Annotated in this window: 23 protein-coding genes and 1 tRNA gene; 8 read left to right on the forward strand and 16 right to left on the reverse strand. The window is 71.1% G+C overall.

Annotated elements, in window-relative coordinates:
• Positions 1 to 32 precede the first annotated feature (32 nt).
• Positions 33 to 1,091, forward strand: coding sequence for an LLM class flavin-dependent oxidoreductase (locus tag ACFQ6X_RS23035; protein WP_383184242.1), 1,059 nt, complete (start codon positions 33 to 35; stop codon positions 1,089 to 1,091).
• A 34-nt stretch (positions 1,092 to 1,125) separates the two neighbouring features.
• Here the strand turns inward: ACFQ6X_RS23035 and ACFQ6X_RS23040 are convergent, their stop codons facing one another.
• From ACFQ6X_RS23040 to ACFQ6X_RS23055, 4 genes are all read right to left on the reverse strand, one after another.
• Complete coding sequence (locus ACFQ6X_RS23040; RefSeq protein WP_383184244.1) at positions 1,126 to 2,283, reverse strand: LLM class flavin-dependent oxidoreductase; 1,158 nt, start codon at positions 2,281 to 2,283, stop codon at positions 1,126 to 1,128.
• A gap of 22 nt (positions 2,284 to 2,305) precedes the next feature.
• Entirely contained in the window at positions 2,306 to 3,487 is a 1,182-nt protein-coding gene (locus tag ACFQ6X_RS23045; protein ID WP_383184246.1) for an SfnB family sulfur acquisition oxidoreductase, read from the reverse strand.
• Positions 3,480 to 4,034 (reverse strand): NADPH-dependent FMN reductase, encoded by a 555-nt coding sequence (ssuE, locus tag ACFQ6X_RS23050; RefSeq protein WP_383184249.1) that lies wholly within the window; start codon positions 4,032 to 4,034, stop codon positions 3,480 to 3,482. The genes ACFQ6X_RS23045 and ssuE overlap by 8 nt, the downstream gene beginning before the upstream one ends.
• Before the next feature lie 212 nt (positions 4,035 to 4,246).
• Positions 4,247 to 4,348 (reverse strand): putative leader peptide, encoded by a 102-nt coding sequence (locus ACFQ6X_RS23055; protein ID WP_383184251.1) that lies wholly within the window; start codon positions 4,346 to 4,348, stop codon positions 4,247 to 4,249.
• 204 nt (positions 4,349 to 4,552) lie between these two features.
• Between ACFQ6X_RS23055 and ACFQ6X_RS23060 the strand changes: the two genes are divergently transcribed.
• Positions 4,553 to 5,224, forward strand: coding sequence for a FadR/GntR family transcriptional regulator (locus ACFQ6X_RS23060; RefSeq protein WP_383184253.1), 672 nt, complete (start codon positions 4,553 to 4,555; stop codon positions 5,222 to 5,224).
• A gap of 247 nt (positions 5,225 to 5,471) precedes the next feature.
• On the forward strand, positions 5,472 to 6,569 hold the full coding sequence (locus ACFQ6X_RS23065; RefSeq protein ID WP_383184254.1) for a PAC2 family protein: 1,098 nt from the start codon (positions 5,472 to 5,474) through the stop codon (positions 6,567 to 6,569).
• Between the two features lie 119 nt (positions 6,570 to 6,688).
• On the opposite strand, the gene ACFQ6X_RS23070 is transcribed toward ACFQ6X_RS23065, so the two are convergent.
• The 5 genes from ACFQ6X_RS23070 to ACFQ6X_RS23090 form a co-directional block, all read right to left on the reverse strand.
• Positions 6,689 to 9,736 (reverse strand): NPCBM/NEW2 domain-containing protein, encoded by a 3,048-nt coding sequence (locus ACFQ6X_RS23070; protein ID WP_383184255.1) that lies wholly within the window; start codon positions 9,734 to 9,736, stop codon positions 6,689 to 6,691.
• Between the two features lie 126 nt (positions 9,737 to 9,862).
• A complete protein-coding gene (gene mshC / locus ACFQ6X_RS23075; RefSeq protein ID WP_383184256.1) occupies positions 9,863 to 11,092 on the reverse strand; it encodes a cysteine--1-D-myo-inosityl 2-amino-2-deoxy-alpha-D-glucopyranoside ligase in 1,230 nt (409 codons plus the stop codon).
• Between the two features lie 198 nt (positions 11,093 to 11,290).
• Positions 11,291 to 12,160, reverse strand: a complete 870-nt coding sequence (locus ACFQ6X_RS23080; RefSeq protein ID WP_383184257.1) for an SCO1664 family protein — start codon at positions 12,158 to 12,160, stop codon at positions 11,291 to 11,293.
• Positions 12,124 to 12,714, reverse strand: a complete 591-nt coding sequence (locus ACFQ6X_RS23085; RefSeq protein ID WP_329212756.1) for a DUF3090 domain-containing protein — start codon at positions 12,712 to 12,714, stop codon at positions 12,124 to 12,126. The genes ACFQ6X_RS23080 and ACFQ6X_RS23085 overlap by 37 nt, the downstream gene beginning before the upstream one ends.
• A gap of 105 nt (positions 12,715 to 12,819) precedes the next feature.
• The gene (locus ACFQ6X_RS23090; RefSeq protein WP_383184258.1) at positions 12,820 to 13,530 is read right to left on the reverse strand and encodes a histidine phosphatase family protein; all 711 of its coding nucleotides are present in this window, start codon (positions 13,528 to 13,530) and stop codon (positions 12,820 to 12,822) included.
• Positions 13,531 to 13,593: 63 nt separating this feature from the next.
• On the opposite strand from ACFQ6X_RS23090, the gene corA reads away from it, so the two are divergent.
• Positions 13,594 to 14,580, forward strand: a complete 987-nt coding sequence (gene corA / locus ACFQ6X_RS23095; protein WP_383184259.1) for a magnesium/cobalt transporter CorA — start codon at positions 13,594 to 13,596, stop codon at positions 14,578 to 14,580.
• Between the two features lie 33 nt (positions 14,581 to 14,613).
• On the opposite strand, the gene ACFQ6X_RS23100 is transcribed toward corA, so the two are convergent.
• Together ACFQ6X_RS23100 and ACFQ6X_RS23105 are read right to left on the reverse strand one after the other, a co-directional pair.
• On the reverse strand, positions 14,614 to 15,402 hold the full coding sequence (locus ACFQ6X_RS23100; RefSeq protein WP_383184341.1) for a ferritin-like domain-containing protein: 789 nt from the start codon (positions 15,400 to 15,402) through the stop codon (positions 14,614 to 14,616).
• Between the two features lie 238 nt (positions 15,403 to 15,640).
• The gene (locus tag ACFQ6X_RS23105) at positions 15,641 to 16,693 is read right to left on the reverse strand and encodes an LLM class F420-dependent oxidoreductase (protein WP_329212753.1); all 1,053 of its coding nucleotides are present in this window, start codon (positions 16,691 to 16,693) and stop codon (positions 15,641 to 15,643) included.
• Positions 16,694 to 16,837: 144 nt separating this feature from the next.
• Here ACFQ6X_RS23105 and ACFQ6X_RS23110 point away from each other — a divergent pair, with 144 nt between their 5' ends.
• Together ACFQ6X_RS23110 and ACFQ6X_RS23115 are read left to right on the forward strand one after the other, a co-directional pair.
• Positions 16,838 to 17,821, forward strand: a complete 984-nt coding sequence (locus ACFQ6X_RS23110) for an aldo/keto reductase (RefSeq protein ID WP_383184260.1) — start codon at positions 16,838 to 16,840, stop codon at positions 17,819 to 17,821.
• On the forward strand, positions 17,818 to 20,148 hold the full coding sequence (locus ACFQ6X_RS23115; protein WP_383184261.1) for a helix-hairpin-helix domain-containing protein: 2,331 nt from the start codon (positions 17,818 to 17,820) through the stop codon (positions 20,146 to 20,148). Before ACFQ6X_RS23110 ends, ACFQ6X_RS23115 begins: the two co-directional genes overlap by 4 nt.
• 69 nt (positions 20,149 to 20,217) lie before the next feature.
• Here the strand turns inward: ACFQ6X_RS23115 and ACFQ6X_RS23120 are convergent, their stop codons facing one another.
• Complete coding sequence (locus ACFQ6X_RS23120) at positions 20,218 to 20,877, reverse strand: hypothetical protein (protein WP_383184262.1); 660 nt, start codon at positions 20,875 to 20,877, stop codon at positions 20,218 to 20,220.
• A 47-nt stretch (positions 20,878 to 20,924) separates the two neighbouring features.
• On the opposite strand from ACFQ6X_RS23120, the gene ACFQ6X_RS23125 reads away from it, so the two are divergent.
• Positions 20,925 to 21,113, forward strand: coding sequence for a DUF5703 family protein (locus ACFQ6X_RS23125; RefSeq protein WP_185301746.1), 189 nt, complete (start codon positions 20,925 to 20,927; stop codon positions 21,111 to 21,113).
• Positions 21,114 to 21,183: 70 nt separating this feature from the next.
• Here ACFQ6X_RS23125 and ACFQ6X_RS23130 read toward each other — a convergent pair whose 3' ends face one another.
• From ACFQ6X_RS23130 to ACFQ6X_RS23140, 3 genes are all read right to left on the reverse strand, one after another.
• The gene (locus tag ACFQ6X_RS23130; RefSeq protein ID WP_383184263.1) at positions 21,184 to 21,948 is read right to left on the reverse strand and encodes a chaplin family protein; all 765 of its coding nucleotides are present in this window, start codon (positions 21,946 to 21,948) and stop codon (positions 21,184 to 21,186) included.
• Between the two features lie 137 nt (positions 21,949 to 22,085).
• Positions 22,086 to 22,319 (reverse strand): chaplin ChpH, encoded by a 234-nt coding sequence (gene chpH / locus ACFQ6X_RS23135; protein ID WP_329212748.1) that lies wholly within the window; start codon positions 22,317 to 22,319, stop codon positions 22,086 to 22,088.
• Between the two features lie 163 nt (positions 22,320 to 22,482).
• Positions 22,483 to 23,808: a M20/M25/M40 family metallo-hydrolase gene (locus ACFQ6X_RS23140; protein WP_383184264.1), complete on the reverse strand. Its 1,326-nt coding sequence runs from the start codon at positions 23,806 to 23,808 to the stop codon at positions 22,483 to 22,485.
• A 183-nt stretch (positions 23,809 to 23,991) separates the two neighbouring features.
• Here ACFQ6X_RS23140 and ACFQ6X_RS23145 point away from each other — a divergent pair.
• Positions 23,992 to 24,079: transfer RNA gene (locus ACFQ6X_RS23145), tRNA-Leu, on the forward strand.
• Positions 24,080 to 24,124: 45 nt separating this feature from the next.
• Here the strand turns inward: ACFQ6X_RS23145 and ACFQ6X_RS23150 are convergent.
• Positions 24,125 to 26,677: an alpha-L-arabinofuranosidase C-terminal domain-containing protein gene (locus ACFQ6X_RS23150; protein WP_383184265.1), complete on the reverse strand. Its 2,553-nt coding sequence runs from the start codon at positions 26,675 to 26,677 to the stop codon at positions 24,125 to 24,127.
• Between the last annotated feature and the right edge of the window lie 75 nt (positions 26,678 to 26,752).

The following is a 26,752-nucleotide window of genomic DNA, read 5'->3' on the forward strand; positions in this document are numbered from 1 at the left end:
TCTCTCCACGTACAACGGAAGGAACGGTCCTCGTGAAGTTCTCCGTACTCTCCCTCATCGGGCACGCCCCGCATCCGCTGACGGGTGAACTCCCCTCCGCCGCCGACCGGTTCCACGAGGTGATCGAGACCGCGACGGCGGCGGAGCGCCTCGGTTTCGACGCCTACTCGGTCGGGGAGCGGCACGCCGGGCCGTTCCTCTCCTCCAGTCCCGGCGTGGTGCTGGGCGCGCTGGCCGCACGTACGAACACCATCAGGCTGCTGACCGGGGTCACGGTTGTCGCGATCCTCGATCCGGTGCGGGTCGCGGAGGACTTCGCGACGCTCGACCAGATATCGCGCGGCCGGATCGAGCTCGTCGTGGGCAAGGGTGCGGAGGCCGGGCACTTCGATCTGTTCGGGCTCGACGAGGAGCGGCAGTGGGATCTGCAGAAGGAGAAGTACGAGCTGCTGCGGCGGCTGTGGGCGGAGGAAGGGGTCGACTGGGAGGGCGAGTTCCGTCCGTCCCTGAAGAACGTGACGACCGTGCCGCGTCCGTACGCCGGGCTGCCGCGCGTCTGGCACGGCTCGGCGACCAGCCTCAACTCCCCCGAGCTCGCGGCGAAGCACGGCGATCCGCTCTTCACGGCCAATGCGATCCAGCCCCGTGAGGCGTACGCCCGGCTCATCGCCCACTACCGGGAACGGTTCGAGGCGTACGGACACGACCCGGCCGACGCGCGGGTGGCGGCGGGGTCGGGCGGGCTGCTGATCGCGGACAGCTCGCAGCGGGCCGTCGAGCGCTACAAGGATCTCTACGAGGCCAGGGTCGCCCAGTCGTTCAAACCGCACCTGGAGGGCAGGGCCGGCTACAACACCCCGTTCCGCACGATCGAGGACGCGATCGCGAACGGGCCGCAGCTCATCGGGTCCCCGCAGCAGATCATCGACAAGGTCCTCGGCTACCACTCGGTGTACCGGCACGACCTGCAGTCGATCACCGTGGACGGTTTCGGACTGCCGCACGGCGAACAGCTGGAGACCCTGCAGCGGTTCGCCGAGGAGGTCGCCCCGGTCCTGCGACGCGAGGCGCCCTCCACGCTCTGGGAGTGACCCCGGGCCCGCGCGGGGCACGGGGCACCGGGCCTCAGGCCCCTGCGGGGGCCTTCGCGAAGGGGACCTGGGCGGGGCCGGGGTCGGCCGGACCGTCCGGGTGGGCCCACAGGCCCCGGGCGGCGAGCCGGGGCAGGACGCCCTCGCCGAACCAGTACGCCTCCTCCAGGTGCGGGTACCCGGAGAGGATGAACTCGTCGATGCCGAGCCGGTGGTACTCCTCGATGCGCTCGGCGACCTCCTCGTGGCTGCCGACGAGCGCGGTGCCCGCACCGCCCCGGACCAGGCCGATGCCCGCCCACAGGTTGGGGTGGATCTCCAGGCCGTCGCGGCCGCCGCCGTGCAGGGCGAGCATCCGCTTCTGCCCGTCGGACTCGCTGCGGGCCAGGCCCTCCTGGACGGAGCGCACGGTGGCGGGGTCGAAGCCCGCCAGGAGGCGGTCCGCCTCGGCCCAGGCCCGCTCGGAGGTGTCACGTGCGATGACGTGGAGGCGGATGCCGAAGCGCAGGGTGCGGCCCTCACGCTCGGCGAGCGCGCGTATCCAGGCGATCTTCTCCGCGACCTGGGCGGGCGGTTCGCCCCAGGTGAGGTAGACGTCCGCGTGGCGGGCGGCGACCACACCGGCGGCGGGCGAGGAACCGCCGAAGTACACCTCGGGCACCGGGTCGGGAACCCGGGTGAGCCGGGCGTCCTCGACGGTGAGGTGCTCGCCCTTCATGTCCACCGTCCTGCCGTCCCACAGGTCCCGGACGATCTCCAGGAACTCTCCGGTCCGTGCGTAACGCGCGTCCTTGTCGAGGAAGTCCCCGTACGCGCGCTGCTCATGGCTCTCCCCGCCCGTCACCACGTTGAGCAGCAGCCGGCCCCCGGTCTGGCGCTGGTAGGTGGAGGCCATCTGCGCGGCGAGGGTGGGCGAGAGGAAACCGGGCCTGAAGGCGACCAGGAACTTCAGGCGTTCGGTGTGCTGGCTGACCATGGCCGTGGTCAGCCAGGCGTCCTCGCACCAGGCGCCGGTGGGGGTCAGCACCCCTTCGAAGCCGAGGTCCTCGGCGGCACGGGCGATCTGCGCGAGGTAGCGGACGGTGGGCGGGCGGTCGCCGCCCGCCGCGGTGACGGGGGTGCCGTGACCGCCTCCGACGACGTGGCGGCTGTCGCCGTTGGTGGGCAGGAACCAGTGGAAGGTGAGGGTCACCGGTGATCTCCGTTCGGGGGTGTCACAGCAGGCCGTGGCGGGGCGGTCGGGTGCCGCTGAGGGCATGGCGGCCGAGGTGCTGGATCTTCCAGCGGGCCGGGTCGTGGAGGGTGTGGGTGCGGGCGTCGCGCCAGTGCCGGTGCAGGTTGAGCGAGTCGAGGGCCGAGCGGGTGCCGGCCACCTCGAACAGGGCTCCCGCGACCTCGACTGCGGCGCTCGCGGCGTACGCCTTGGCTGCGGCGACGGCGAGCGACGCCGCGGCGGCGGTCTCGTCGGTCAGGGTGGCCTGCGCGGTGTCCACGGCACGGGCAGCGGTGTCCAGGAGCGCGTCGGCGGCCCGCACCCGAAGGTCGAGTTCGCCGAACCGCTGGATGAGCAACGGGTCCTCGGCCGCGGTGTCGTACCCGCTCTCGAACCAGGGACGGCTCTTCGTCCGTACGAAGTCCGCTGCCTCGGCCAGCGCACCGGCGGCGATTCCCGCGTCGATCGCCGCGTGCACCAACTGGGCTGCGGCACCGTGCAGTTGCGGTCCCTCGAAGGTCAGATGGTGTGCGAACACCCGGTCGGCGGGCACCCGAACACCGTCCAGGCGTACGGTGCCGCTCGCGGTGGTGCGCTGACCCATGCCGTCCCAGTCGTCGACGACGGTGACGCCGGGTGCGCCGGCGGGGACAAGGGCGACGTACAGCTTGTCCTCGGCTCCGCGGGCGAGCACGGGGATCCAGTCGGCTAGGAGCGCGCCGGTCGCGTAGTTCTTCACGCCGGTCAGCAGGTACGAACCGTCGGGGGCGGGTTCCAGCCGGGTGCGGATGTCCTGGACGTGCCTGGTCCCCGCCTCGGACTGGGCGTTGCCGAACCGCTTGCCGGCCAGCAGCTCCGCGTGGAAGAAGGCCTGCTGCTCGCGGGTGCCCTGCCTGCGGATCACGTTGACGTACGCGAAGTGGCTCTGCGGGATCTGGGCGAGGCTCGCGTCGGCCGAGGCGAGCAGCCGGAAGACGTGGGCGAGGGTGAGGGCACTGACGTCCGCGCCGCCGTGGTCCGCGGGTACGGTCACGGCCAGCAGGCCGGATGCCGAGAGCTTCTCCAGTTCGGCGCGGGGCAGCAGGCGTTCGGCGTCGCGCCGCGAGGCGCCGTCGCGGAACTCCGCGGCCAGTTCGGCAGCCTTCTTCAGGGCCTCGGCGTCGTCGCGGATGATCTCAGCCATGGACTGCCACCGGTGCGGTGCGCTCCAGCACGGCCGAGAAACCGTCGACGATCCGGTCCAGCGCCTCGGCGTCCGTCGCGTCGACGGTGAGTGCCCCGTCGGCGGACACCGTGAGGTGCCGGTCCAGGACGAACCAGCCCTGGGTGATGTGGGCCGCGCCCATCGAACTGAGCACCGGGCGCAGCGCGTAGTCGATGGCCAGCACGTGGGCGGTGCTGCCTCCGGTGGCCAGCGGCAGGACGGTCTTCCCGGCGAGGGCGGACTGCGGCAGCAGGTCGAGAAGGGCTTTCAGCAGCCCCGAGTACGCGGCCTTGTAGACGGGCGTGCCGATGACGACGCCGTCGGCCCGCGCGAACAGTTCGATGGCGCCCACCACGGCCGGATGGCCGAAGTCGGCGCGGAGCAGGGCGTCCGCGGGCAGCGTGCGGACGTCGAACGGTATGACCGTGTGGCCCTGTCCGGCCAGGCGGTCGTCGACGTGGCGCAGCAGCCGGGCGGTGCGCGAGGTGGCGGAGGGGCTTCCCGAGACGGACAGGACGGTGGCCATGGGTTCTCTTCTCGTGGGGCGGTGCGGGCAGGACTGCGCACGGACCCGCGCCGGACGGCACGGAGCGGGACGGAGCGGCACACGGCGCCGGGCCGGCCCGAGGCGGAACGGGCGTCGGCGGGGAAGGCCGGGTCACCGGCGGAGAGGCTCCCGGGAACGGGCCGGCCCGTCCTGTTCAGGAGGGCAGGGGACAGCGCGCGAAGGAGGGGTCCTCAGACTTCGCGACAACAGAAGGAACTGGCAACACGTGCGAGGTCGATGTGACGTCGCTGTGTGAGATTCCGTCGGTCCTTCATGCCCGTCAGACTAGCCATCCACGTCGCCGGCAGTCGAGTGGGTGTCCACGGGGCGAGCACCGCGGTCGGGCTCGGGCTCCGTCTCACGCGGCGAGTGCCCTCCACCGGCTCTTCGTGGAGCACGCCCGGGGCCTTTGCGGCCCGCGAGTGGCCGTACCACGGGCCGAGGGCCACATAATGGGGGTATACATCGGATGTCTTGTGTGCGCGAGGAGGCCCACCATGGCCGTCACCGACGAAGCGATCGAGAAGATCAAGGGAATGATCGTCTCGGGCGCCCTGCGGCCCGGCGACCGGCTCCCCAAGGAGAGCGAACTCGCGGCCGAGCTCGGCCTGTCACGCAACTCGCTGCGCGAGGCGGTGCGGGCGCTGTCCCTGATCCGGATCCTCGACGTGCGCCAGGGCGACGGCACCTATGTGACCAGCCTGGATCCGCAGCTGCTGCTGGAGGCCCTGAGCTTCGTGGTGGACTTCCACCGCGACGACACCGTGCTGGAGTTCCTCGCGGTCCGCAGGATCCTGGAGCCGGCGGCCACGGCGATGGCGGCTCGGCTGATCGAGGATTCCCAACTGGACGCGCTGGACGCCCAGCTGGACGCTCTGGGTGCCGACCCCTCGGTGGAGGAGCTGGTCGCCGGCGATCTGGAGTTCCACCGCGGGATCGTCCAGGCGTCCGGGAACTCCGTCCTGTGCTCGTTGCTGGACGGGCTCTCCGGGCCGACCACCCGGGCCAGGGTCTGGCGCGGGCTGACCCAGGAGGACGCGGTCAGCCGCACCCTGCACGAGCACCGGGCGATTCTCGCGGCGCTGCGGGACCGGGACGCCGAGGCGGCCCGCTCCTGGGCCACGGTGCATGTGGCGAGTGTGGAGCAATGGCTGCGCTCGACGCTGTGACGGGCGGGCCGGCGGACGGCGGACCGCGTTCCACCGGCGCCCTCGGTGTCCGGGAGGGTCCGACTCATGTGCGCCGGGGCGTACATGAGTCCGGGTTCGAGCGGTGACTCAGCGCGTTTCCCCAGTACAGCTCGGATGAATCCAGGACCTTGCACGGTTCGCCCGCCCATGCAAACGGACTGCAGGGGGAGGGGGCGGAAGCCGTAAGGTTGGTCTGTACGCAAGGAAACTTCGGAAGGAGGCCTGGGTGATCGAGCTCGAGGGGGTACCCGAGCTGATCGACCCGGTCATGGTGGCCGCGTTCGAAGGCTGGAACGACGCCGGTGACGCCGCCTCCACAGCGGTCGGACATCTGGACCGGGAATGGAAGGGCGAGGTGTTCGCGGCGCTCGACGCCGAGGACTACTACGACTTCCAGGTCAACCGGCCCACGGTGTGGCTGGACGGTGGGGTTCGCAAGATCACCTGGCCCACCACACGGCTCTCCGTGGTCCGTATCGGCGGGGACAAGCCCCGCGATCTGGTGCTGGTCCGCGGCATCGAACCCTCGATGCGCTGGCGCTCGTTCTGCAACGAGATCCTGGGTTTCGCCCATGAGCTGGGCGTCGAGATGGTCGTCATCCTGGGGGCGCTGCTCGGCGACACCCCGCACACCAGGCCGGTGCCGGTCAGCGGGGTCACGTCGGACCCGGATCTGGCCAGGACGATGGATCTGGAGGAGACCAGGTACGAGGGCCCGACCGGCATCGTCGGCATCCTCCAGGAGGCGTGTACGCATGCCGGAGTGCCTGCGGTGAGCCTGTGGGCGGCGGTGCCGCACTACGTGTCGCAGCCGCCCAACCCGAAGGCGACGCTCGCCCTGCTGAACCGTCTGGAGGACCTGCTCGGGCTGCGGATCCCGCTGGGCGAGCTGGCCGAGGACGCCCGCGCGTGGCAACTCGGCGTCGACCAACTGGCCGCCGAGGACAGCGAGGTGGCCGAGTACGTGCAGACGCTGGAGGAGGCGCGGGACACCGCGGAGCTGCCCGAGGCGTCCGGCGAGGCCATCGCCCGGGAGTTCGAGCGGTATCTCAGGCGCCGGGATGTGGGAGGTCCCGGCCAGGGACCGGGCGGCCACGCCACGGAGAGCGGCGACGTGTCCTATCTGCGGGACACGTCGAGCGGTCGCACGAGACCGCCGAAGCCGCAGCGTCCGGAGAGCGGCCCGGAAAGTGATCCCGGGGCCGTACGTCCGCCGTCACCCGGCAAGGGGGACAGCGGGGCGGCCGGCACCGGGAAGGCGTCCGACGGCTCCCCCGACGCCCCGGACACGTCCGGGGACGACGGGGACACCACGGAGGACTGATCGGTCCGGGGGCCGGCGACGGTCGAACGCAATCGGGGCGCCGGGCGGGAAGGAATCCCGTCCGGCGCCCCTGTGTCCCCTGTGTCCCTACGGGACCGGTATCCGGTCCCGTAGTCCTGTCAGGCGCAGCTGAACCTCGCAGCCGCCCAGTCGCCGTGGTCACCGGTCTTGGAACCGTTGGTGTCCGTGACCTTCAGATGCACATGCCGCGCACCGTCGAGGCTCACGTCGACGGGCACCGTGGCCGAGGCGCCGGTCAGCTTCGCAGAGGTCCACAGCACCTTGCCGTCGGCCTCCACGGAGAACGCCACCTCGCCGTAGCCGTTGATCTCGTCGTCGATGCCCACGTCCGCGGTGAACGCGGTGCAGCGGCCGCCGAGATAGACCTCGATGTCGGAGTCGGCGTGGGTGCCGATCCCCTTCTCGTACGTCTTCCCCGCCAGGGTCAGCGTGTGCCCGTCCGCCGCCCCGGACTCACCGTTGGAGCGGTCGCGCTCCGCGGGCCCGTAGCCGTTGGCCGACCTGAGCCAGACCAGGTCGCTCGCCCAGGCCTCCCCGGCCGGGGGCGGTGGCATCACTCCGACGGCGAGGCGCTGCACGGCCGTTCGGGCCTCGCCCGCCGACCGGTAGCGGGCGAGCGCCGTGATCCGCGCCTCGCCCGCCGTGGCGTCCCGCGCCGGGGTGACCGCCACCTCGACCCGCCGGGTGGTGCCCGCCGGTATCCGCACCCCGGACGCGGCCGGGGTGACCTGCCAGCCGTCCGGGACGTCGAGGGTGACGGTGGTGTCCGTCAGGTCCGCGGAGCCCGCGGTGACGTCGACGGACACGGTGCCCGCCACCCCTGCGCCCACCTCCTGTGCGTCCGGTGCGGAGACGACGGCCGTCGCGCCGGGCTTCCTCCCGCCGACGGCGCTGGCGTCCTTCAGCGTGAGCGTGAACGCCTGATCCGTGCTCAGCGGCAGGGTCTTGATCCTCACCACGCCGCCGCGGTCGTCCTGGTCGTACCACCAGCCCTGCTTCGCGGCCTCGAAGTCCGCCGCCGAACGCACCTGCGGCAGCTTGCCCGCGAGCTTCACCGAGGTGGGTGCGGACCCGGTGTGCACGGTGAACTCGTAGGGGCGGCTGCTCTGTTTGCCCGCGAAGCTCCCCCTGCTCTCCCCGATGCGTACGGTGACATCGCCCGCGCCGCTCCTCGGGGCGTCCACGACGGCCCGCTGCGTGGCGTACCTGCCCTCGCGGTGCTGCCGGGTCACACCGTCGTCCTCGTACAGCGTGAACGACGAGGTCCCCTGCGGATACACGTCCCAGGCCAGCGGTGAGCCCGCCGTGCGGTCCTTGTACGAGCGGATGCCGGGCCACATCGGCACGGTGGCGCCCGCCTTCACGAAGAGCGGGAGGGTGTCGAGCGGAGCACTGTAGTGGTCGACGGTGGTCGGCCCCTGGTACGTCCGGCCGCTCCAGTAGTCGGTCCAGGTGCCCTTCGGCAGGTAGATCCCACTGCGCTCGGTGGCGTCCTGGTAGACGGGGGCGACCAGGAAGTGCTCACCGGACATGAACTCGTACTTCGCCGCGTCCGACGCCGCCTTCGGGTCGTCCGGGTACTCCAGGACGAGCGGGCGGACCATGCCGACGCCGGTCTTCGTCGCCTCGTGGGCGTACGAGTACTGGTAGGGCAGCAGCGACTCCTTCAGCTTCAGGTAGTCGCGGTTGACGGAGGTGTACGGCTCGCCGTACCGGAAGGGCTGCTTGTCGTTCGCGGCCCAGCCGTCCATGGTCATCGTCGTACCCAGGAACATCTTCCACTGGAGGTCCCGGGTGTACGTCTTGGCGCTGCCGCCGAAGATGCCGTCGACGTCACCCGTCGTGTACGCGAGTCCGGACATCGTGGCGCCCGCGTAGGTCGGGATCTGCCAGCGGATGTACTCCCAGCTGCCCGACTGGTCGCCGGACCACTGGACTCCGCAGCGCTGGGCGCCCGACCAGCTCTCCGGCGCCCAGGTGAAGCCGCGGGCATCGCTGTTGTCCTCGATGCCCTTGTACGCGTCCTTGCAGCCGTCCAGGGCGAACTTGTAGCCCTCGCCGATCCAGGCGACATCGAGCTTGGCGACCCGCTGGCCCGCCTTCACCTGGTCGGCGAGCTTGTCGATGCCGTCCTCGGTCCACAGACCGAGCTCCATCTGCCGGTCCTGGAGGCCCTCGGCGGTCTCGGCGAGGTCCTCGTAGCCACAGCCGTAACCGTCGTTGACGAGCATCCAGCCGTTCGGCATGTCGTTCTCGACGTAGCCGTCGGCGACCTTCAGCGCGTCCAGGGTGCGCCGCTCGCCGCGGTTGGCGTTGTGCAGGTAGCAGTCGGCGTCGCCGATCTCCATGCCGTACACGGGCGGCAGGAAGGGCTTGCCGGTGAGCTTCGTGTACTGGCCGATGACGTTCTTGGCGTCACCGGCGAAGTAGTAGGCGTCGAAGCGCTGTTCCCGCGCGCTCGTCGTCACCGGGTCGGTGAAGGCGTAGGTGTTGGGCGCGTAGGTATTGCGGTAGACGCCGTATCCGGCGGAAGAGAGGTAGAACGGGACCGAGTTGGGGTGGCCGCCGTCGTCCCAGTTGTAGTCGACGCCGACCTCGACGGTCTTGCCGCGGTGCGAGGTGTTGCCGCGGCCGTTCTGCATCCCGGCGCCGTAGAACTGCTCGTCGGCACCGCGGGCGAGGGTCTGGGTGGTCTTCTCCCCGTCCCAGCTCAGCCCCTTGGCCTCGGACCAGACCTGGCTGCCGTCGGCCCGGTGCAGCGCGAACCGCAGGGGCGACTTGTAGGCCCGCAGGGTGACGCCGCCGCTCGCGGAGAGGTCGTAGCGGTCGCCGCGGTCCTTCCAGCTGGTTCGTGGCGGGGCGCCCTGGGGCAGCACGATGTCGTCACCGGTCGGGTCGGCGAACGTGCCGTCCGGGGCGAGTTCGATGCGGAAGGTCTCGGCGGAGACGAAGCTGACGCGGGCCTCGGCCTTGCCGGCCCTCAGGTGGTAGACGGGCCCTTCGGCGGAGAACCCGGTGATGTCGCCGACGGTGGTGCTCACCGGTTCGGACGGCTCGGCCTGGGCACTGCCCGGCCCCGCGAGTACCGCGAGCAGTCCGAGCAGGCCGGCAACTGCCGCCACTCTGATGCGCGTTGATGATTGCATAGAGCGCTTTTAGCGCAACTTCGAGCAATTGACCACGGACAAAAGGGAACCGGCCCCCGACTTCGTGAAGAAGTCGGGGGCCGGTCCTCGGGATCGGGTCACGCGGTGCGGTCACGCATCCGGCTGTTACAGGGCGACACCCAGCAGGGCGTCGACGGTGCGCGAGACGAGACCGGGCGCACCCTCGTCCGTACCGCCGGCGGAGTTCTGCCGGGCTGCCCAGCGGTCCACGGCGGCGAGCGCCGCCGGAGCGTCCAGGTCGTCGGCCAGGGCCTCTCGGACCTCCTCGACCAGTGCGTCCGCGGAGAGCCCGTCGGGCCGGGAGACGGCGGCACGCCAGGTCGCGAGACGCGCGACGGCGTCGGCGAGCACCTGGTCGGTCCACTCCCAGTCGGACCGGTAGTGGTGCGAGAGCAGCGCCAGCCTGATCGCCGCGGGGTCCACGTCGTCGCGGCGCAGCGCCGAGACGAAGACGAGGTTGCCCTTGGACTTGGACATCTTCTCGCCGTTCAGGGCGACCATGCCGGCGTGCACGTAGGCACGGGCGAACGGATGCTCGCCGGTCAGTGCCTGCGCGTGCGAGGCACCCATCTCGTGGTGCGGGAAGGCGAGGTCGGACCCGCCCCCCTGGATGTCGAAGCCCATGCCGAGGTGGTCCAGCGCGATGGCGACGCACTCGATGTGCCAGCCGGGCCGGCCGCGGCCGAGGCTGGCGCCGTCCCAGCTCGGCTCGCCCTCACGGGCGGCCATCCAGAGCATCGGGTCGAGCGGGTTCTTCTTGCCCGGCCGGTCCGGGTCACCGCCGCGCTCGGCGGAGAGCAGGCGCATCGCGTCGGCGTCGAGCCCCGAGACCTCACCGAAGTGCGGGTCGCAGTCGACGGAGAAGTACACGTCGCCGTCGAGCTCGTATGCGGCACCCGCGTCCCTGAGGCGTTCGACCAGCGGGACGATGCCGGGTATCGCCTCCACCGCCCCGATGTAGTGCTGCGGGGGAAGCATGCGCAGGGCGGTCATGTCCTCCCGGAAGAGTGCCGTCTCGCGCTCCGCGAGCTCGGTCCAGTCCTGACCGTCGCGCACGGCCCGCTCCAGCAGCGGATCGTCCACGTCGGTCACATTCTGGACGTAGTGAACCTGCCGCTTGGTGTCGAGCCACACGCGCTGAACGAGGTCGAACGCGTTGTAGGTCGCCGCATGACCCATGTGGGTCGCGTCGTACGGCGTGATGCCGCAGACATAGATGCGGGCGACGGGACCGGGGTCAAGGGTGATCCGTCCGCCGGTCGCGGTGTCGTGGATCCGAAGGTCGCGGCCCTTGCCAGGCAGGGCGGGGACCTCAGAAGCGGGCCAGGCATGCATGTCATGAGCGTAACCGGACGATGCTTCCGGATACGAACCGGATCAAGGATCCTGGCCGAAGAGGCGGTCTTGTACGTGCGGGGCTTTTCCGCTAACGGCCGGGGGCGGACAGCCGGCGGCGCACTCCCGCACCGGGGAATCCGCCCTCCGGACCCACCGTCCGGCCTTCCGCCACCTGCCGCCGGGAGAGCGCCGCTCTCACACCGGTGGCCACGGAATCGCCGGCCACTCCCCGCTCGGCTGCGGGTGCCTCCCGGACTTCCGCAGCCCGGAAACCCGCTCCCGCAGTGCGTCGAGCTCCACCGCGGTGATGAGTTCCCCCAACCGGGTGGCCAGCGCCGCACCCGGTTCCAGTTCGGCGGCCAGCGCGTCCAGCACCTCGACCGCCTCGGCCGTCAGCGGCTCGCCCGCCCAGCCCCACAGCAGGGTCCGCAGCTTGTCGTCGGCGTTGAAGGTGACGCCGTGATCGATGCCGAACAGCCGGCCTCCGGGGGCGGGCAGCAGATGCCCGCCCTTGCGGTCACCGTTGTTGATCACCGCGTCCAGGACCGCGAGCCTGCGCAGCCGGGGGTCGTCCGCGTGCACCAGCAGCGCGGTCTTCCCCTCCCCCACCTCCGCGAACCCCACGGCCTTCCAGCCGTCCCCCGGCTCCTCGTCCTCGACGAGCCCGAGCAGCGGCGGCAGTCCGTGGACACCGCCGCCGTCGGCCCCGGACTCCTCCGCGCTCTCGTCCGCCTCGATCCACAGCTGGCACATGCCCTCGCCGTAGGGGCCCTCACGCAGCACCGTCGGCGGTACGAGCCCCCATCCGGTCGCCTCGGAGAGCTCGTAGGCCGCCACCTCGCGCTGGGCGAGCGTGCCGTCCGGGAAGTCCCACAGAGGCTGCTCCCCGGCCACCGGCTTGTACACGCAGGGGCGTTCCTCGCCCTCGTACGCGACCGTGCAGTAGAGCACGGCGTTCGACGCACCGCGGACCTGTCCGAGGACCGTGAGCTCCCCCTGGGCGAGCAGGGTCTTCAGTCCGGCCTCCGTCAGGCCCCGCGACGGTATCCGTTCTGGCGCGGGCATACGTGTCCTTCCGGGTCGAGCGGCAGGCTGCAGAGCGGGCACGGCGGGCGGCCGGCGTTCACGACGTCCAGGGCGCGCTTGGCGAACGCCCGGGCCTGCGCGCCGCTCAGCCGGACCCGGAGCATCGGCGGGCCGTTCTCCTCGTCCTGCAGGAGCCTTTCCTCGGCCTCGGCGAGGTCGTCCTCGGAGTCCGCGTCCAGCTCGACGAGTGCCTGCGCCTCGACGATCATGCGCTGTTCCTCACCGTCCCAGGCCAGCGCCATCGTGCCGACCCTGAACTCCTCCTCGACCGGGGCGTCGAGCGGGGCGGTGTCGGTGACGTCCATGGGTGCCACCGCCGGCACCGGTGAATTGCCGCCGGTCCGCCGGACGACCTCGTCGAGGAGTTCGTCGATCCGTTCGGCCAACGCGGCAACCTGGGTCTTCTCCAGGGCCACACTGGTGACCCGTCCCGTCGAGGATGCCTGCAGGAAAAACGTACGGCGGCCAGGCAGCCCGACCGTACCGGCCACGAAACGGTCCGGGGGGTCGTAGAGGAACACCTGACGGGACACGTCCTGTCTCCCTTGAAATATGAAGGCGAATGGGCGCCGACCGGGCCCCGGGGGGATGCCCCCCGCAAGGCCTCTACGGCGCGTCCACCCTACTGCGCGGAGAGATCACGGCGCCCCCGCGCCGCCCCCGACGGCCGCATCCGTTGCCTCCTCCCCCGCCGCGTCGGCCCCCAGGGGCTGTTCGCGCGGTGCCAGGGAGGCGAAGTCGCCGGTGTCGCCGAGGCGCAGGAGAAAGGGGCGAAGCCGGCTGTAGCGGATCGCGGTGACCGAGCAGGGGTCGGCGTGAATGCGCTGGAAGAGGTCGAGATGCATGCCGAGCGCGTCGGCCACGAGGGCCTTGATGATGTCGCCGTGCGAGCACATCACGTACGTGGCGTCGTCGCCGTGTTCCGCCTCGATCCGGCCGTTCCAGTCCCGTACGGCGTCCACGGCCCTGGCCTGCATGGCCCGCATGGACTCGCCGCCGGGGAACGCCGCGGCCGAGGGGTGCTGCTGCACGACGGACATCAGCGGTTCGTCGGAGAGCTCGGCGAGCTTGCGCCCCGACCAGTCCCCGTAGTCGCATTCACTGATCCGCTCCTCGGTCCGCAGGACGAGGCCCGGCCGGGCCTCGAGCAGGGGCTGGAGCGTCTCGCGGCAGCGCTGCAGGGGGCTGCTGACGGCCGCGACGAGGCTGAGTGCGGCCAGCCGTCCGGGCAGCGCGGCCGCCTGTTCGGCGCCGCGTTCGTCGAGGGAGACACCGGGGGTCCGCCCCGCGAGCACTCCGGCGGTGTTGGCGGTCGAGCGTCCGTGGCGTACAAGGATGAGCGTGGGCATACGTGCCAGCGTAGAGGGCACGTCGAAGGTGCGAGGAGGCACGATGCAGGGAAGAATGCGCGCGTGATCGTGGACTGCGGCATTTACCGGGACGGGCGCCGGACCGACGGCCCCGCCGACTTCTCCGACGCCCTGGGCGAAGCGCGGGAGGCCGGGGACGCCTTTGTCTGGATCGGACTGCACGAGCCCACGGAGAAGGAGTTCGACCTCGTCAGCAGCGAGTTCGGACTGCACCCCCTGGCGGTGGAGGACGCTCTCCGCGCACATCAGCGCCCCAAGCTCGAGATCTACGACGACTCCCTGTTCGCCGTCATCAAGCCCGTGGTCTACGAGCCGGAGAGCGACACGGTCAGCACCGACGAGCTGATGATCTTCATAGGTGACTCCTTCGTGGTGACGGTCCGCCACGGCGAGGGGGCGCCTCTCGCAGCGGTACGCCGTCGGCTCGAGGCCGAGCCCGAGGTGCTCAGGCACGGCCCCACGGCAGTGCTGTACGCGGTCAGCGACGCGGCGGTCGACCACTACATCGAGGTCGCCGCCGAGCTCCAGGCGGACCTGTCGGAGCTGGAGGCGCAGGTGTTCGCCCCGAGCGGCACCGGGGACGCGAAGAACACCGCCGCCCGCATCTACACCTTCAAACGGCAGGTACTGGAATTCCGCCGGGCGACCGGCCCGCTGAGCGCGCCGATGACCCGGCTCGCGGGCGCGGGCGTGCCTTTCGTCGACAAGCACTCACAGCCGTTCTTCCGGGACGTCAGCGACCACCTGACGCGTGCCAACGAACATGTGGAGGGGCTCGACCGGCTGCTCTCGGACATTCTGTCGGCGCATCTGGCGCAGATGGGGGTGCGGCAGAACGACGACATGCGGAAGATCTCGGCGTGGGCGGCCATGGCCGCCGTACCGACCATGGTGGCCGGCATCTACGGCATGAACTTCGATCACATGCCCGAGCTGCACTGGGTGTGGACGTACCCGGCGGTGATCGGGCTGATGGGCTGCGCGGTCTTCGGCCTGTACCGCCTGTTCAAACACCGCGGCTGGATGTAGCGCCACCCGTCCGGACCGGGCCGGGCCCGTCCGTCACGCGTACTCGGCCTCCGGCGTCGCGGGGCCGCCCAGCGCGTTGCGCCGTGCGGGCGGTTCGAGGCTCACCATGCGCCGCCAGCCGGCCAGCCGCTCGTACGCGTACATCCCGTGGATCCCCGCGGCCAGGACGGCCGCCTTGGCGCGGGGCCAGCGCAGCACGGTGCCCATGTGGCTCATCACGGCGAGGCTGACGTCCCGGTACACCCGGATCTCGGCGAGGGCGCACTCCCGCAGGACGGCCTGAATCGTCCGGCCGTGGCCGGCCCGGGCGAAGCGGAGCAGTTCCTCGTGGCAGTAGGCGAGGTGGTTGTCCTCGTCCCGCGAGATCATCTTCACCGCGCGGCCGAGTGCGGGATGGTCCGCGAAGTACCTGCGCAGCAGCTGCATCTGCTCGGAGGCGCGCTGCTCCGTGACCCTGCTGTGGGCGAGGTAGACGATGATGTCCCGCTCCGACAGCGGTTCGTCACGGTTGAGCTGGTCATGGGCGAGGCCGATGCCGTGCTTCTCCAGGAGCAGCGTGTAGTCGGTCTCGTACGGCACGACCACGGGTTCGAGCCCGCGCTGCTTCAGCAGGGCGTTGAAGATCCGGCCGTGCTTGTCCTCGTCCGCCCCGTGCCGGGTGATCTTGGGGGCGAGATCGCGCAGGCTCCTCGGGACGAGGGCGGCGATGCGGCCGTTCTCCCAGCCGCCCTGCGACTCCCCGCTGGCTGCGATGGAGCAGAACAGCCGGAAGGCGTCGTCGTCGTCGAGGATCTCCTGAAAAAGACTCTTTGCCGAGAGCATCACTGCCACCCTTCGCACCGTGTCCGCAGAAACAAAGTCAATGGCGGAACCGGGCGGCGGGCAACACGAGGGGGGCCAGGCAGGGCCGAACGGGCCCCCGCCCTGTCCGGACGGCCGGACGGCCGGGTCGGGGGGCGTAACCGTGGGGCGCGGTGCGCGTTGTTCCCTGTGACGGCCGTGGCGGGGAGGACCCCCGAGCCCCCACCACGGCCGTAGTGCTGTCCCGGGGGCGCGGCAGCTACGCGGCGAGGCCGGAGTGCTCCAGGGCGTCCGTGCCCGCGCGCAGGGCCGCGAGACGCTCCTCGAGCGTGAAGCCGGCCGGGGCGAGCGTCAGCGTGGTGACTCCGGCGGCGGCGTACGCCTGCATACGCTCGGCGATCCGCTCCACCGAGCCGAGTAGCGTGGTCTGGTCGATGAGCTGGTGCGGCACGGCGGCGGCGGCGCCCGCCTTGTCGCCGGCCAGGTACTTGTCCTGGATCTCGGCGGCTTCCTTCTCGTACCCCATGCGCTGGGCCAACTGGTTGTAGAAGTTCTGCTTGCGGCTGCCCATGCCGCCGACGTACAGCGCGGTGTACGGGCGGAACATGTCGGCGAGGCCGTTGATGTCGTCGCCGATGGCGAGCGGCAGCGTCGGACAGACGTCGAAGCCCTCCATGGTCTTCCCGGCCTTCTCCCGGCCGGCCCGCAGGTGCTTGACCGCGGTGTCCTCGAGGTGCTCGGCGGAGGGGAAGATGAGCAGGGCTCCGTCGGCGATCTCGCCGGTCTGCTCCAGGTTCTTCGGGCCGATCGCGGCGATGTAGAGCGGGATGTGCTCGCGCTGGGGGTGGACGGTGAGCTTGATGGGCTTGCCCGGGCCGTCGGGGAGCGGCAGCGTCCAGTGCTCCCCCTCGTAGGAGAGGCGCTCGCGGGACATGGCCTTGCGCACGATGTCGACGTACTCGCGGGTGCGGGCCAGCGGCTTGTCGAACTTGACGCCGTACCAGCCCTCGGAGACCTGCGGCCCCGACACACCGAGGCCCAGGCGGAACCGGCCTCCGGAGAGCGAGTCGAGAGTGGCCGCGGTCATCGCCGTCATGGCGGGCTGACGGGCCGGGATCTGCATGATGGCGGACCCGACGTCGATGGACTCGGTCTGGGCGGCGACCCAGGCAAGAACGGTCGGTACGTCGGAGCCGTAGGCCTCGGCCGCCCAGCAGACGTCGTAACCGAGGCGGTCGGCCTCCTGGGCGACGGCGAGGTTGTCGCCGTCCATGCCCGCGCCCCAGTAACCGAGATTGATGCCGAGCCGCATGCCGCGCTCCCTCTACTGATGAGTAACGTCCCTGTGTCCCGGACTCTAGCGCGCATGCCGGGGATCCGGCAGGCTCGACGGCCCTCAGTTCGGTTGTCCACAGGCTTCCACCCTGTGGGGCCTTGGCCAGTAATCTCAGCGCCCATGGAGCAGAGGCATCTCGGCCGTACCGGCCTTCGCGTGTCCCGGGTCGGGCTCGGCACCCTCACCTGGGGCCGGGACACCGACGAGCACGATGCTGCCGACCAGCTGAAAGCCTTCTGGGACGCCGGCGGCACGCTGATCGACACAGCCGATGTGTACGGCGGCGGGGAGTCCGAGTACCTCCTCGGCCGGCTCGTCGACAACCTGGTGCCCCGGCAGGATCTGGTCATCGCGACCAAGGCCGGCAGCGTGCCCGATCCGTACCGCCGCTTCGACGGATCGCGCGGGCATCTGCTGGCAGCGCTCGACGCGTCCCTGGAGCGGCTCGGGACGGACTACGTCGACCTGTGGCAGGTCCACGCCTTCGACCCCGTGACGCCGTTGGACGAGACCCTGCAGGCACTGGACCTGGCGGTGTCCTCGGGACGCGTCCGCTATGCGGGGGTGTCGAACTTCAGCGGCTGGCAGCTGGCCAAGGCGGCCACCTGGCAGCTCGCGGCGCCCGGTCTGCGTACCCGGCTGGCCAGCACGCAGATGGAGTACTCGCTGCTGCAGCGGGGCATCGAGCGGGAGGTGCTGCCCGCGGCGCTGGATCTCGGAGTGGGGCTGCTCCCTTCGTCCCCGCTGGGCCGCGGGGTGCTGACCGGCAAGTACCGCACCGGCACGCCGTCCGATTCGCGGGGCGCCTCCGAGCACCTCGCCCCCTTCGTCGAGCCGTATCTCGACGACCCGGCGAGCCGGATCGTCGACGCGGTGGCCACGGCTGCGGACGGCCTCGCCACGACACCGCTCATGGTCGCGCTGGCCTGGGTGCGGGACCGCCCGGGAGTGGTGGCCCCGATCATCGGCGCGCGCAACGCGCAGCAGCTCTCCGAGGCCTTGTCAGTGGAGGCGCTTAGTCTTCCTGACGAGATCTGCCAGGCGCTCGACGATGTGTCGGCGCCCGTGCACCGCTATCCCGACCAGGACTGGAGCACGCTGTGACTGCCCTTCCCCGGGGGGAAACCCCGGACCCCGCGGCCGAGAACCACGAGGACCGCGAGGACGCGGGCTCCGACGGCGCTGTCGGCGCCACCGTCACGCCCGGCGACGAAGGGGCCGAAGGGAGCGGTGCGGAACAGGCTCCCGCGAGCTCCGAGGTCCCTGCAGCCCTCGACGCCTCCGCAGAGTCCGGGACCGCCGCAGACCTTGAAGTCCCCGCGGACTCCGAGGCACCCGTCGGAACCGAGGCGGACGGCACGCCCGCAGCCGCCGCGGCTCCCGCGCTCTCGGAGGCCGAGATCGAGCTGGCGGCTCAGCGCGAGCTCCGTGAGCGGATCGAGAAGCGCAAGGCCGAGAAGGAAGGGCCCATCCCCGCCGGTACGAAGCTGAGCGGCCCGGCTGCCGACCTCCTCGCAGCCGTGCGCGCCGTCGAGAGCGGCGAGAAGGCGGCCACGGCGTTCTTCGAGCCGCGCGCGTCGACGCCCGCGCCCCGCCCGGCCGCCACCACCGGACCCGCATACGCATCGCCCTCGCCCGCCCGGCCCCGGTCCGCCGAACAGCAGCCCACGCACACCGCCTCGCCCGAGGCGGCGGACGCCGTCGCGGCGGTGCTCGCCGAGGGCGGCGCGCCCGAGGCCATGGCACGCCCGGCTGCCGTGACCCTCGGCGAACAGGCCGCCGGCATCCTGCGCGAGAACCCCTGGCAGCTGTTGTCCGTGCCCGGGGTCCGTCCCGAGCAGGCGGACGGCTTCGCCAGGGCTCTGCTCGGCACGGAGTGCGGCCCGGACGACGAGCGGCGTACGGCGGCGCTCGTGGGCTGGCTGCTGGAGCGTGCCGCCCTCCAGGGCCATACCGCGCTGGACGCCTCGCAGGTACGTGCGGCGCTGGCCGAGCGCGCGGTCACCGACCCCGACGCCGCCGTTGAGCACGCCGTCGCCGAGGGCGTCGTGCTCGTCTTCCAGGACGGCCTCGACCCCGCGGACGCCGCGGAGCCCGAGGAACCGGAGGGGGACGACGAGGACGGCGCACAGGACGCACACGACGAGCAGGAGCCGGTACAGGTCCTGCTGGGCCTCGACCGGTACGCGCTGGCCGAGGAGAGCCTCGCCGACGGCCTCGCACGGCTGGTCAACGCCTGTGAGAAGGGCGCCGACTGGACCCAGGCCGCTGCCGCCGCCCCGTCGCCCTCGGCGGCCGAGCTGATCAGGACGGTGGCGACCGCCGGACTCGTCGCCCACAGCGGTGGCGAGAGTGCCCGGGCGGAACCCGCCGCCCTCATCGCCGCCGCGCAGGGTCTGGGGCTGCGCGCCCTCGGCGCGACCCACAGTGTGGACGGCCGGCACAGGCTGGCCACCGCGGTCGGTGATCCGCAGGCCGCGCTCACCCTGCGGGATCTGCTCTCCGGTGCGGCGGGCACCGGCCGGGACACCGACGGTGCCCTCGCACTGGACCTGCTGGTCGTGCTGGACGCGCCGCAGCTCGATGTGGAGACCGCCGCGATGCTGGTGGAGTCCCTCGCCGACGGGACCCGGCTGGTGCTGAGCGGCGACCCGGGGGTGCTGGGTTCCGCCGGCGCGGGCCGGGTGTTCGCGGACGTGCTGGCGGCACGCGCGTGCCCGCAGGTGGTGTCGCGCACACCGGACCCCGGACCGATCGGCGAGCTCGTCTCGGGCATCGGAATCGGTGAGCTCACCCAGGTCGAGGCGCCCGGCCGGGAAGTCGTGATCGTCCCCGTCCGCGATGCGGGTGAGGCGGTCCACCGCACCGTGCAGCTCGTCGCCGACTCGGTGCCGCGTGCCATCGGCGTGCCGTCGTCCGACACCCAGGTGATCACCGTCGGACACGGTGGCTCCGCCGGCACCAAGGCACTCAACGCGGCACTCAAGGAGCGGCTCAATCCGGGCCCCGGCAGATTCGGCGGCTTCGACCCGGGCGACCGGGTCGTCCACGTACCGGCTCCCGGCAGGGCCGTGCCGGGTTCGGTCGTCTCGGCCGACGCCGCCGGACTGCACCTGGACTGTGCGGGCACACCCGTCGTCGTACCCCCGGACGCGGTGGAGTCGTCGGTACGGCACAGCTGGGCCCTCAGCGCCCATCAGGCGGCCGGAATGCGCTGGCCCGCCGTGGTCGTCGTCCTGCCGGGCGATGCCGCTCAGGGCCTGAGCCGTCCGTGGGTGTACACCGCGTTCAGCCGCGGTGAGCGCCATCTGTCCGTGGTGCACGGGGTGGACCAGGCACTGCCGCGCGCGGTCGCCGAGATCCCCGCCCAGGAGCGGACGACGCGGCTGCGCCCCCTCCTGGAGGCTCTGCCGACCCCGGACGCCTCCTAGGGGACCCCGGCGCGCCCCGGACAGCAGGACGAAGGCCCCGGTGCGTGCCGGGGCCTTCCGTCCGCAGGGTCAGGAGCCGCCCACCACGGAAGCGTCCGCGTCACCGTCCAGCTCGTCCTCGTCGAAGACCGAGCTGACGTCGAAGCGGCAGACCACCTGCGCCGGATCGGCGTCGTCGAACGGTGCCCCGAGCCACTCCCCCGGCTCGGGAAGCTCGTCCACGGCGGAGACCCACAGCGTGGAGTCGCCCTCCTCCAGACCGAATTCCTTGTGCCGGGACGCGATCTCGTCCGCCTCGTACTCGCCGAAGAGCACGCCCAGCGCGGCATGCACGCTGGTACCGACCACGGGCACGGTGTCGCTGTCGTGCTGGTCGGGGTCCAGGTCGGCGAGCCGCTGGGCCTGGGCGAGCAGCCGCGGGGGTTCCACCACCGCGTAGTCGCGCCTGATCAGCACACTGAGGGCGTGCGGCTCCTCCGGACCGGCGTACGGCGGCAGTGAGTCCTCCGCGCCGGGGATCTCGAAGGGGGTGACCTCGTCGTAGCGGTCGTAGAGGAATTCGTCGTAGACCTCGGCCGCAGCGGCCAGTGCGTTGAACGCGTCGTAAACAGCGGGGTCGTCGTCCCCGGTACGGCGCTCGACCGCCTCGAGGTGGCGGTCGAGCGCGGTTTTGACTGCATCGGCGGCGGCGCGTACCTCGGCAGCGGTGGGCTGCGCAGCATCAGACATAGTGCAGACGCTATCCGTACCGGGGCTCTGCACGCACAATAGATGCGATGCCGGAATACGAATTTGTCGACGTGTACGTGCCGCGCGGGGTCTCCCGCAAGGAAGCGACCCGCCTGCTGACCGACCATGCCGAGTACGGGCACTGGGAGTTGGACCGCCTGACCCTGCGCCTGGACGGCAGCCGCCGCGTCCGGTTGCGCCGCCGGATCATCCGCCAGCTCCGGGCCACCTGGTAGCGCGGAGCGGGTCCCGCGTCTGCGGAACCCGCTCCCTCGACGACGCCGTACGCGAGAGGTCGCGGTGCCGTTATGCGGCGCTGCGCGAGCGGCGGTACAGGACCGTACCCGCACCGGCGAGCAGCAGGCCGGCGCTCGCCGGGACCAGCAGGTCGAGCCCGCCCGCACCGGTCTGTGCGAGCTGCGGGCCGGGGACGAGCTGGGCCTCGGGAGCGGGCGGAACCTGCGCGGGCGGCAGTGCCGGCTCCTCGGGGGTGTGGGGCGTCTGCGGTACGACGGGCGGAGGGCCGACCTCCGAGTCGTTCTCGCAGCTGTTGCCGAAGACCGGGTTGAGCAGGCCACCGATGGTGACGCTGTTGCCGCAGAGGTTCACGGGAATCTCGACCGGCACCTGCACCTGGTTGCCGGAGCCGATACCGGGTGACCCCTTAGCCTCCCCCTGGGCGGAGGCGCCGGGGGCGCGGTGCCTGCCGGTCCCCTCGCCGCTGCCCCGGCCCTCGTGCCCGGAGGCCTGGCTGCCGGAGCCGCCGTGTCCGCGACCGTGACCGGACGGGGCGCCGTCGTCCCGGGTGTGGCCGGGACCGGCATCCGACGATCCGTTCCCGCATTCGTTGCCGATCGTGGGATTGAGCAGGCCGACGACGTTCACGGAGTTTCCGCAGACGTTGACCGGTACGTCGATCGGGACCTGGATCGAGTTCCCCGACAGCACCCCCGGTGAGTTCGACGCGCCGCCTGCGGCTCCCGAGTCGGCGTGTGCGTAGCCACCACTGAGCGCGAGCACTCCGCCCGCCGCTGCCATGGTGATCAGGCCTTTACGTGTGACCTGTCGCATAGGTTTGTTTCCTGCCTTCTGCCTTCCGAATGCCCTCGGCACAACCGTGCGAGGGCCGAATGCCCAGCGGCCCCGGAGTGCATGGCGCGCACTCCGGGGCCGACCGGACTCACACCCTTACGGGTTGGTGTTCAACGTCAGTCGTTGACGCAGGCGTTGCCGAAGGCCGGGTTCAGCAGCCCGATCACGGAAATGGTGTTGCCGCACACGTTCACCGGAACGTGGACCGGAACCTGGATGACGTTGCCCGAGAGCACGCCGGGGCTGCCGATGGCAGCACCCTGGGCGCCGGCGTCGGCAGAAGCCATACCCGCACCCGCGAGCACGAGACCACCGGTAGCAGCCGCGATTGCGACGACCTTCTTGATCATTATTCCTCCTGGTTGACAAGTGCGGTCCCAGCCGCGGACCGCATCACCTGTAACGAGGAGGGAGTTGGGGGGCTACGAGTGCGTGACCCCTTTCACCCTTTCTGGTGAGGTGCGTACACGCTGGCGAATTCGGCTGCCGCCGGCGTTCCCGCTGCTCCAGGACTCAGGAGTGGTCGATGAAGCGGTCGAGCACCCGGGTGCCGAACTTCAGGCCGTCCACCGGTACCCGCTCGTCCACACCGTGGAACATGCCCGCGAAGTCCAGCTCCGGCGGCAGCTTCAGCGGGGCGAAGCCGAAGCAGCGGATACCGAGGTCGTCGAAGGACTTCGCGTCGGTACCGCCGGAGAGCATGTAGGGCACGGCGCGGGCGATCGGGTCCTCGGCCTTGAGCGCGAGCTGGATCGCGTCCACCAGGGAGCCGTCGAAGCTGGTCTCCAGCGCCTTGTCGCCGTGCACGTCCTCGCGCTTGACCCGCGGGCCGAGGATCCGGTCGAGGTCCGCCAGGAACTCGTCCTCGTAACCGGGCAGGAAGCGCCCGTCCACGTGCGCGGTGGCCTGTCCGGGGATCACGTTCACCTTGTACCCGGCGCCGAGCATGGTGGGAGCGGCGGAGTTCCGCAGGGTGGCGCCGACCATCTTGGCGATCCCGCCGAGCTTGGCGAGCGTCGCCTCCATGTCCTCCGGGTCGAGCGGGGTGCCCAGCGCGTCGGACAGCTCGTCGAGGAAGGACCGCACGGTCTTGGTCACCCGGACCGGCCACTTGTGCCGGCCGAGCCTGCCGACGGCCTCGCAGAGCTCGGTGATCGCGTTGTCGTTGTTTGTCATGGACCCGTGGCCTGCCGTGCCGTCCACGGTGAGCCGCATCCAGTGCATGCCCTTCTGCGCGGTCTCCACCAGGTAGAGGCGCAGGTTCTCGTTGACGGTGAACGAGAAGCCGCCGACCTCGCCGATCGCCTCGGTGACGCCGTCGAAGAGGTCCCGGTGGTTGTCGACGAGGTGGCGAGCCCCGAACGTGCCGCCCGCCTCCTCGTCCGCGAGGAAGGCCAGCACGATGTCACGCGGGGGCTTGCGCCCGCTGCGCATGCGGTCGCGGACGACCGCGAGGGTCATCGCGTCCATGTCCTTCATGTCGACCGCGCCCCGGCCCCAGACGCAGCCGTCCGCGATCTCGCCGGAGAACGGGTCGTGCGTCCAGTCGGCCGCGTTGGCGGGCACCACATCGGTGTGCCCGTGGATCAGCAGCGCGGGCTTGGAGGGGTCCTCGCCCTCGATCCGGGCCACGGTGGAGGCCCGGCCCTTGTGGGACTCGATGATCTGCGGTTCCAGCCCGACCTCGGCGAGCTTCTCGGCGATGTACTCGGCGGCGAGCCGCTCGCCGGGGCCCGAGTGGTCGCCGTAGTTGCTGGTGTCGATCCTGATCAGGTCACGACAGAGGTCCACGACCTCATCCTCACCGGAGACGGTCCGAGCCGTGTTGGTCTCGCTCACGCTGCTTCCTTCCACTGTCGCGGTGGTGCTCCCCCTCATCCTCGCGCGCCTGCCCCGCACACCCAAGACCGCCCGCTCCTCGTTACGTGCCTTTCACACGTCATGGGGCGTGATCGAGCACCCCCGAATGTTTGCTATGGTTTTCCACGTCGGAACGGGCCCTGCCCGGTCGGCACACACCCGGTCCGGGTGGCGGAATGGCAGACGCGCTAGCTTGAGGTGCTAGTGCCCTTTATCGGGCGTGGGGGTTCAAGTCCCCCCTCGGACACCAGCAGAAAACCCCCAGGTCACCCTGGGGGTTTTCGCTGTTCCCGCCCTATTCCTTGATGCGCAGGAAGGTCACGGAGTGCGCCGGGAACGTGTGGGTGAGTACGCGTCCGTCGACCCGCAGGGTCGATTTCCGTGGCGCCACCTGCCGGTCGTCGGCGGTGTTCACCGCGTCCGGAGCCGCCCGGAGCACGGTCAGCCGGGCGGTCCGTGAGGCCGGCTTCGCCCCCAGGTCGATCCTGGTCCTGGCATCCGACGCCTGGGCGTTGACCACCTTGACCACGAGTTCGCCCGTGGCGTCGTCCCGGGTGACCACCTGCCGGAAGGGTTCGGCGGGCTTGTCGTCGGTGAAGGTGCCCCACTGCTTCCCGTCGAGGAAGAGGGTGACCTGCCGGTCGCGCACCTGGATCCTGAGGTCGTAGGCGCGTCCCGTCTCGATCGTCGTGCTGTCCTCGGTCATCGTCCGGTTGGCGCCGTCGACCGTCTTCTCCACGGCGGAGCGGGTGTTGCCCCAGCCTCCGAGGTTCCACCAGTACTTGTTCCCGGTGTCCTTGACCCCGAAGGCGACGAGGAAGCCCTCCTTGCCCGCCTTCTTCGTCGCCCTGACCCGCAGGTCGTAGTTCTGCCAGCCGGGGTCGCCGGCCGTGACCAGGGTGTCCTCGGCACTCTCGTCGGACTGGACGTACGCCCCGTCCTGGACGGCCCAGGCGCCGCGGCCCGCCGCCTTCGTCCACTGCGTGTCCCCGGTGGAGAAGTCGTCGCTCAGCAGCCGGGTGCCGTCCTCGCCGGTGACCTCGACGTCGTCGTACGCGGCACTGGTCGCCCAGGTCGACAGCCCGACGGCGCCGGTGATCGGTGCGGAGACCGCGGGTGTGGTGGACGCGGCGCTCGGCACGACCCGGTCGCCGACGTTGTTCATGAAGAGCTTCTGCACCTCGTAGTTGGCCGAACCCCATGACTTCTCGTTGTCGAACCAGATCATGTCCGGGCGCCACTGCGCGTCGTTCGTGTCGGCGAGGAGCGGGGCGTAGGAGGCGAGCTTCACGACATCCGCGTTGCGTTCGAGGCCGGTCATGAAGGCGGCTTCGGCGAGGGCGTTGGAGAAGCGGTTGTCGAGCGAGGCGTATTCGCCGAGGAACACCTCGGGGCCGTTGCGGTCGTAGGTGTCGTAGCGGGCGTTGTTCTCGAGGAACCACTGCGGGCTGTTGTAGTAGTGCTCGTCGACCATGGCGACGTCGGCGTCCCGGTTGAGCTGCCAGGCCCGGTCGAAGGTGGTGCCGCTGTCGTCCGGGCCGGAGTTGCTGACCACGGTGATGTCCGGGTACCTGGCCTCGATGGCCTCGCGGAACCGGGTGAAGCGGGTGAAGAACTCGTCCGGGAGGTTCTCCTCGTTGCCGACCTCCAGGTGGGTGAGTCCGAACGGCGCGCGGTGGCCCATGGCGGCGCGCTTCGCCCCCCAGGTGGAGCCGGCCGGGCCGTTGGCGAACTCGATCAGGTCGAGGGTGTCCTGAATGTGCCGTTCCAGCAGTTCGGGGTCGTCGGTCGCCTTGTTCTGGCCGCAGCCGGTGACGAGTGCGGGCACGACGGGCAGCGCCATCGCGCCGATGTCCTCGGCGAACTGGAAGTACTCGTAGTAGCCGAGGCCGTAGGTCTGGTTGTAGCCCCAGAAGTTGGCGTTGACGGGGCGCTGCTCGACCGGGCCGATGGTGTCCTTCCACTGGTAGGAGCGCTTGCGCTCCCAGCCGGGCGCCTCGTACGCCTCATGGCTTCCCGTGTTGACGAGGCAGCCGCCCGGGAAGCGCAGGAAGCCGGGTTCCAGTGCGGCGGTCTTCTCCGCGAGGTCCTTGCGGAGCCCGTTCGCCCGTCCCTTGTAGGTGTCCCGGGGGAAGAGGGAGATCATGTCGAGCCGTACGGTGCCGCTGCCCCCGGCCGTCACGGCGAGCCGGCCGTCCGCGGCCGCGGTGCGGGCGGTGAGGGTGCCCGTGTACTTCGCCCAGCGGTCTCCGCGCACGGTGATACGCAGCGGTGCGGTGAGCGTGGTGCCGTCCGCCGCGGTCGCTCCGACGGTCAGCGCGGTGCCCTCGGCCCGGTCGGTGCGTGCCCAGACGGAGAAGTCGTAGCGGGCGCCCTCGCGTATGCGCAGGCCCTCGTTGTAACCGGAGTTGGTCACTCCGAAGCCGGCCCGTCCGCCCGCGCCGCCGTCGAGGTCGAGGCGCAGGTACCGGCGGTTGCGTTCGCCCAGACGCTCGTCGTCGTCCAGGGTCCGGGCCTGCCCCGTACCGCCGGACACCGCGGTGGGACTCCAGGCGGTCATGGCCGAGTACGCGGCGTTGTCGGCGCGGTCGTACTCGAAGGACCTGTTCTGGACGAGTTCGGCGTACAGCCCTCCGTCGGCCGCGTGGTTGATGTCCTCGTAGAAGACGCCGTACATCGAGTCGTCGATGGCGGGGCCGGTGCGGTCCGGGTGGACGGTGAGGGAGTATTCGGCCGGCTCCGCCGCAGGTGCGGTGTCGTCGGCGCGGGCGGGCGCGGCAAGCAGCGTTCCGAGGAGGAGCGCGGCGACGGGGACGGTGAGCCGGGACCACGGATGCGGGTACGGCATGGACGCTCCAGGGGTTCGCGGTTCGATATATCGGACGTTGCCCAGAACTTCGAACGAAAGATAGGCAGGGACATG

The sequence above is a fragment of the Streptomyces sp. NPDC056452 genome (assembly GCF_042796085.1).
In the GTDB taxonomy this organism is placed as follows: Bacteria; Actinomycetota; Actinomycetes; order Streptomycetales; family Streptomycetaceae; genus Streptomyces.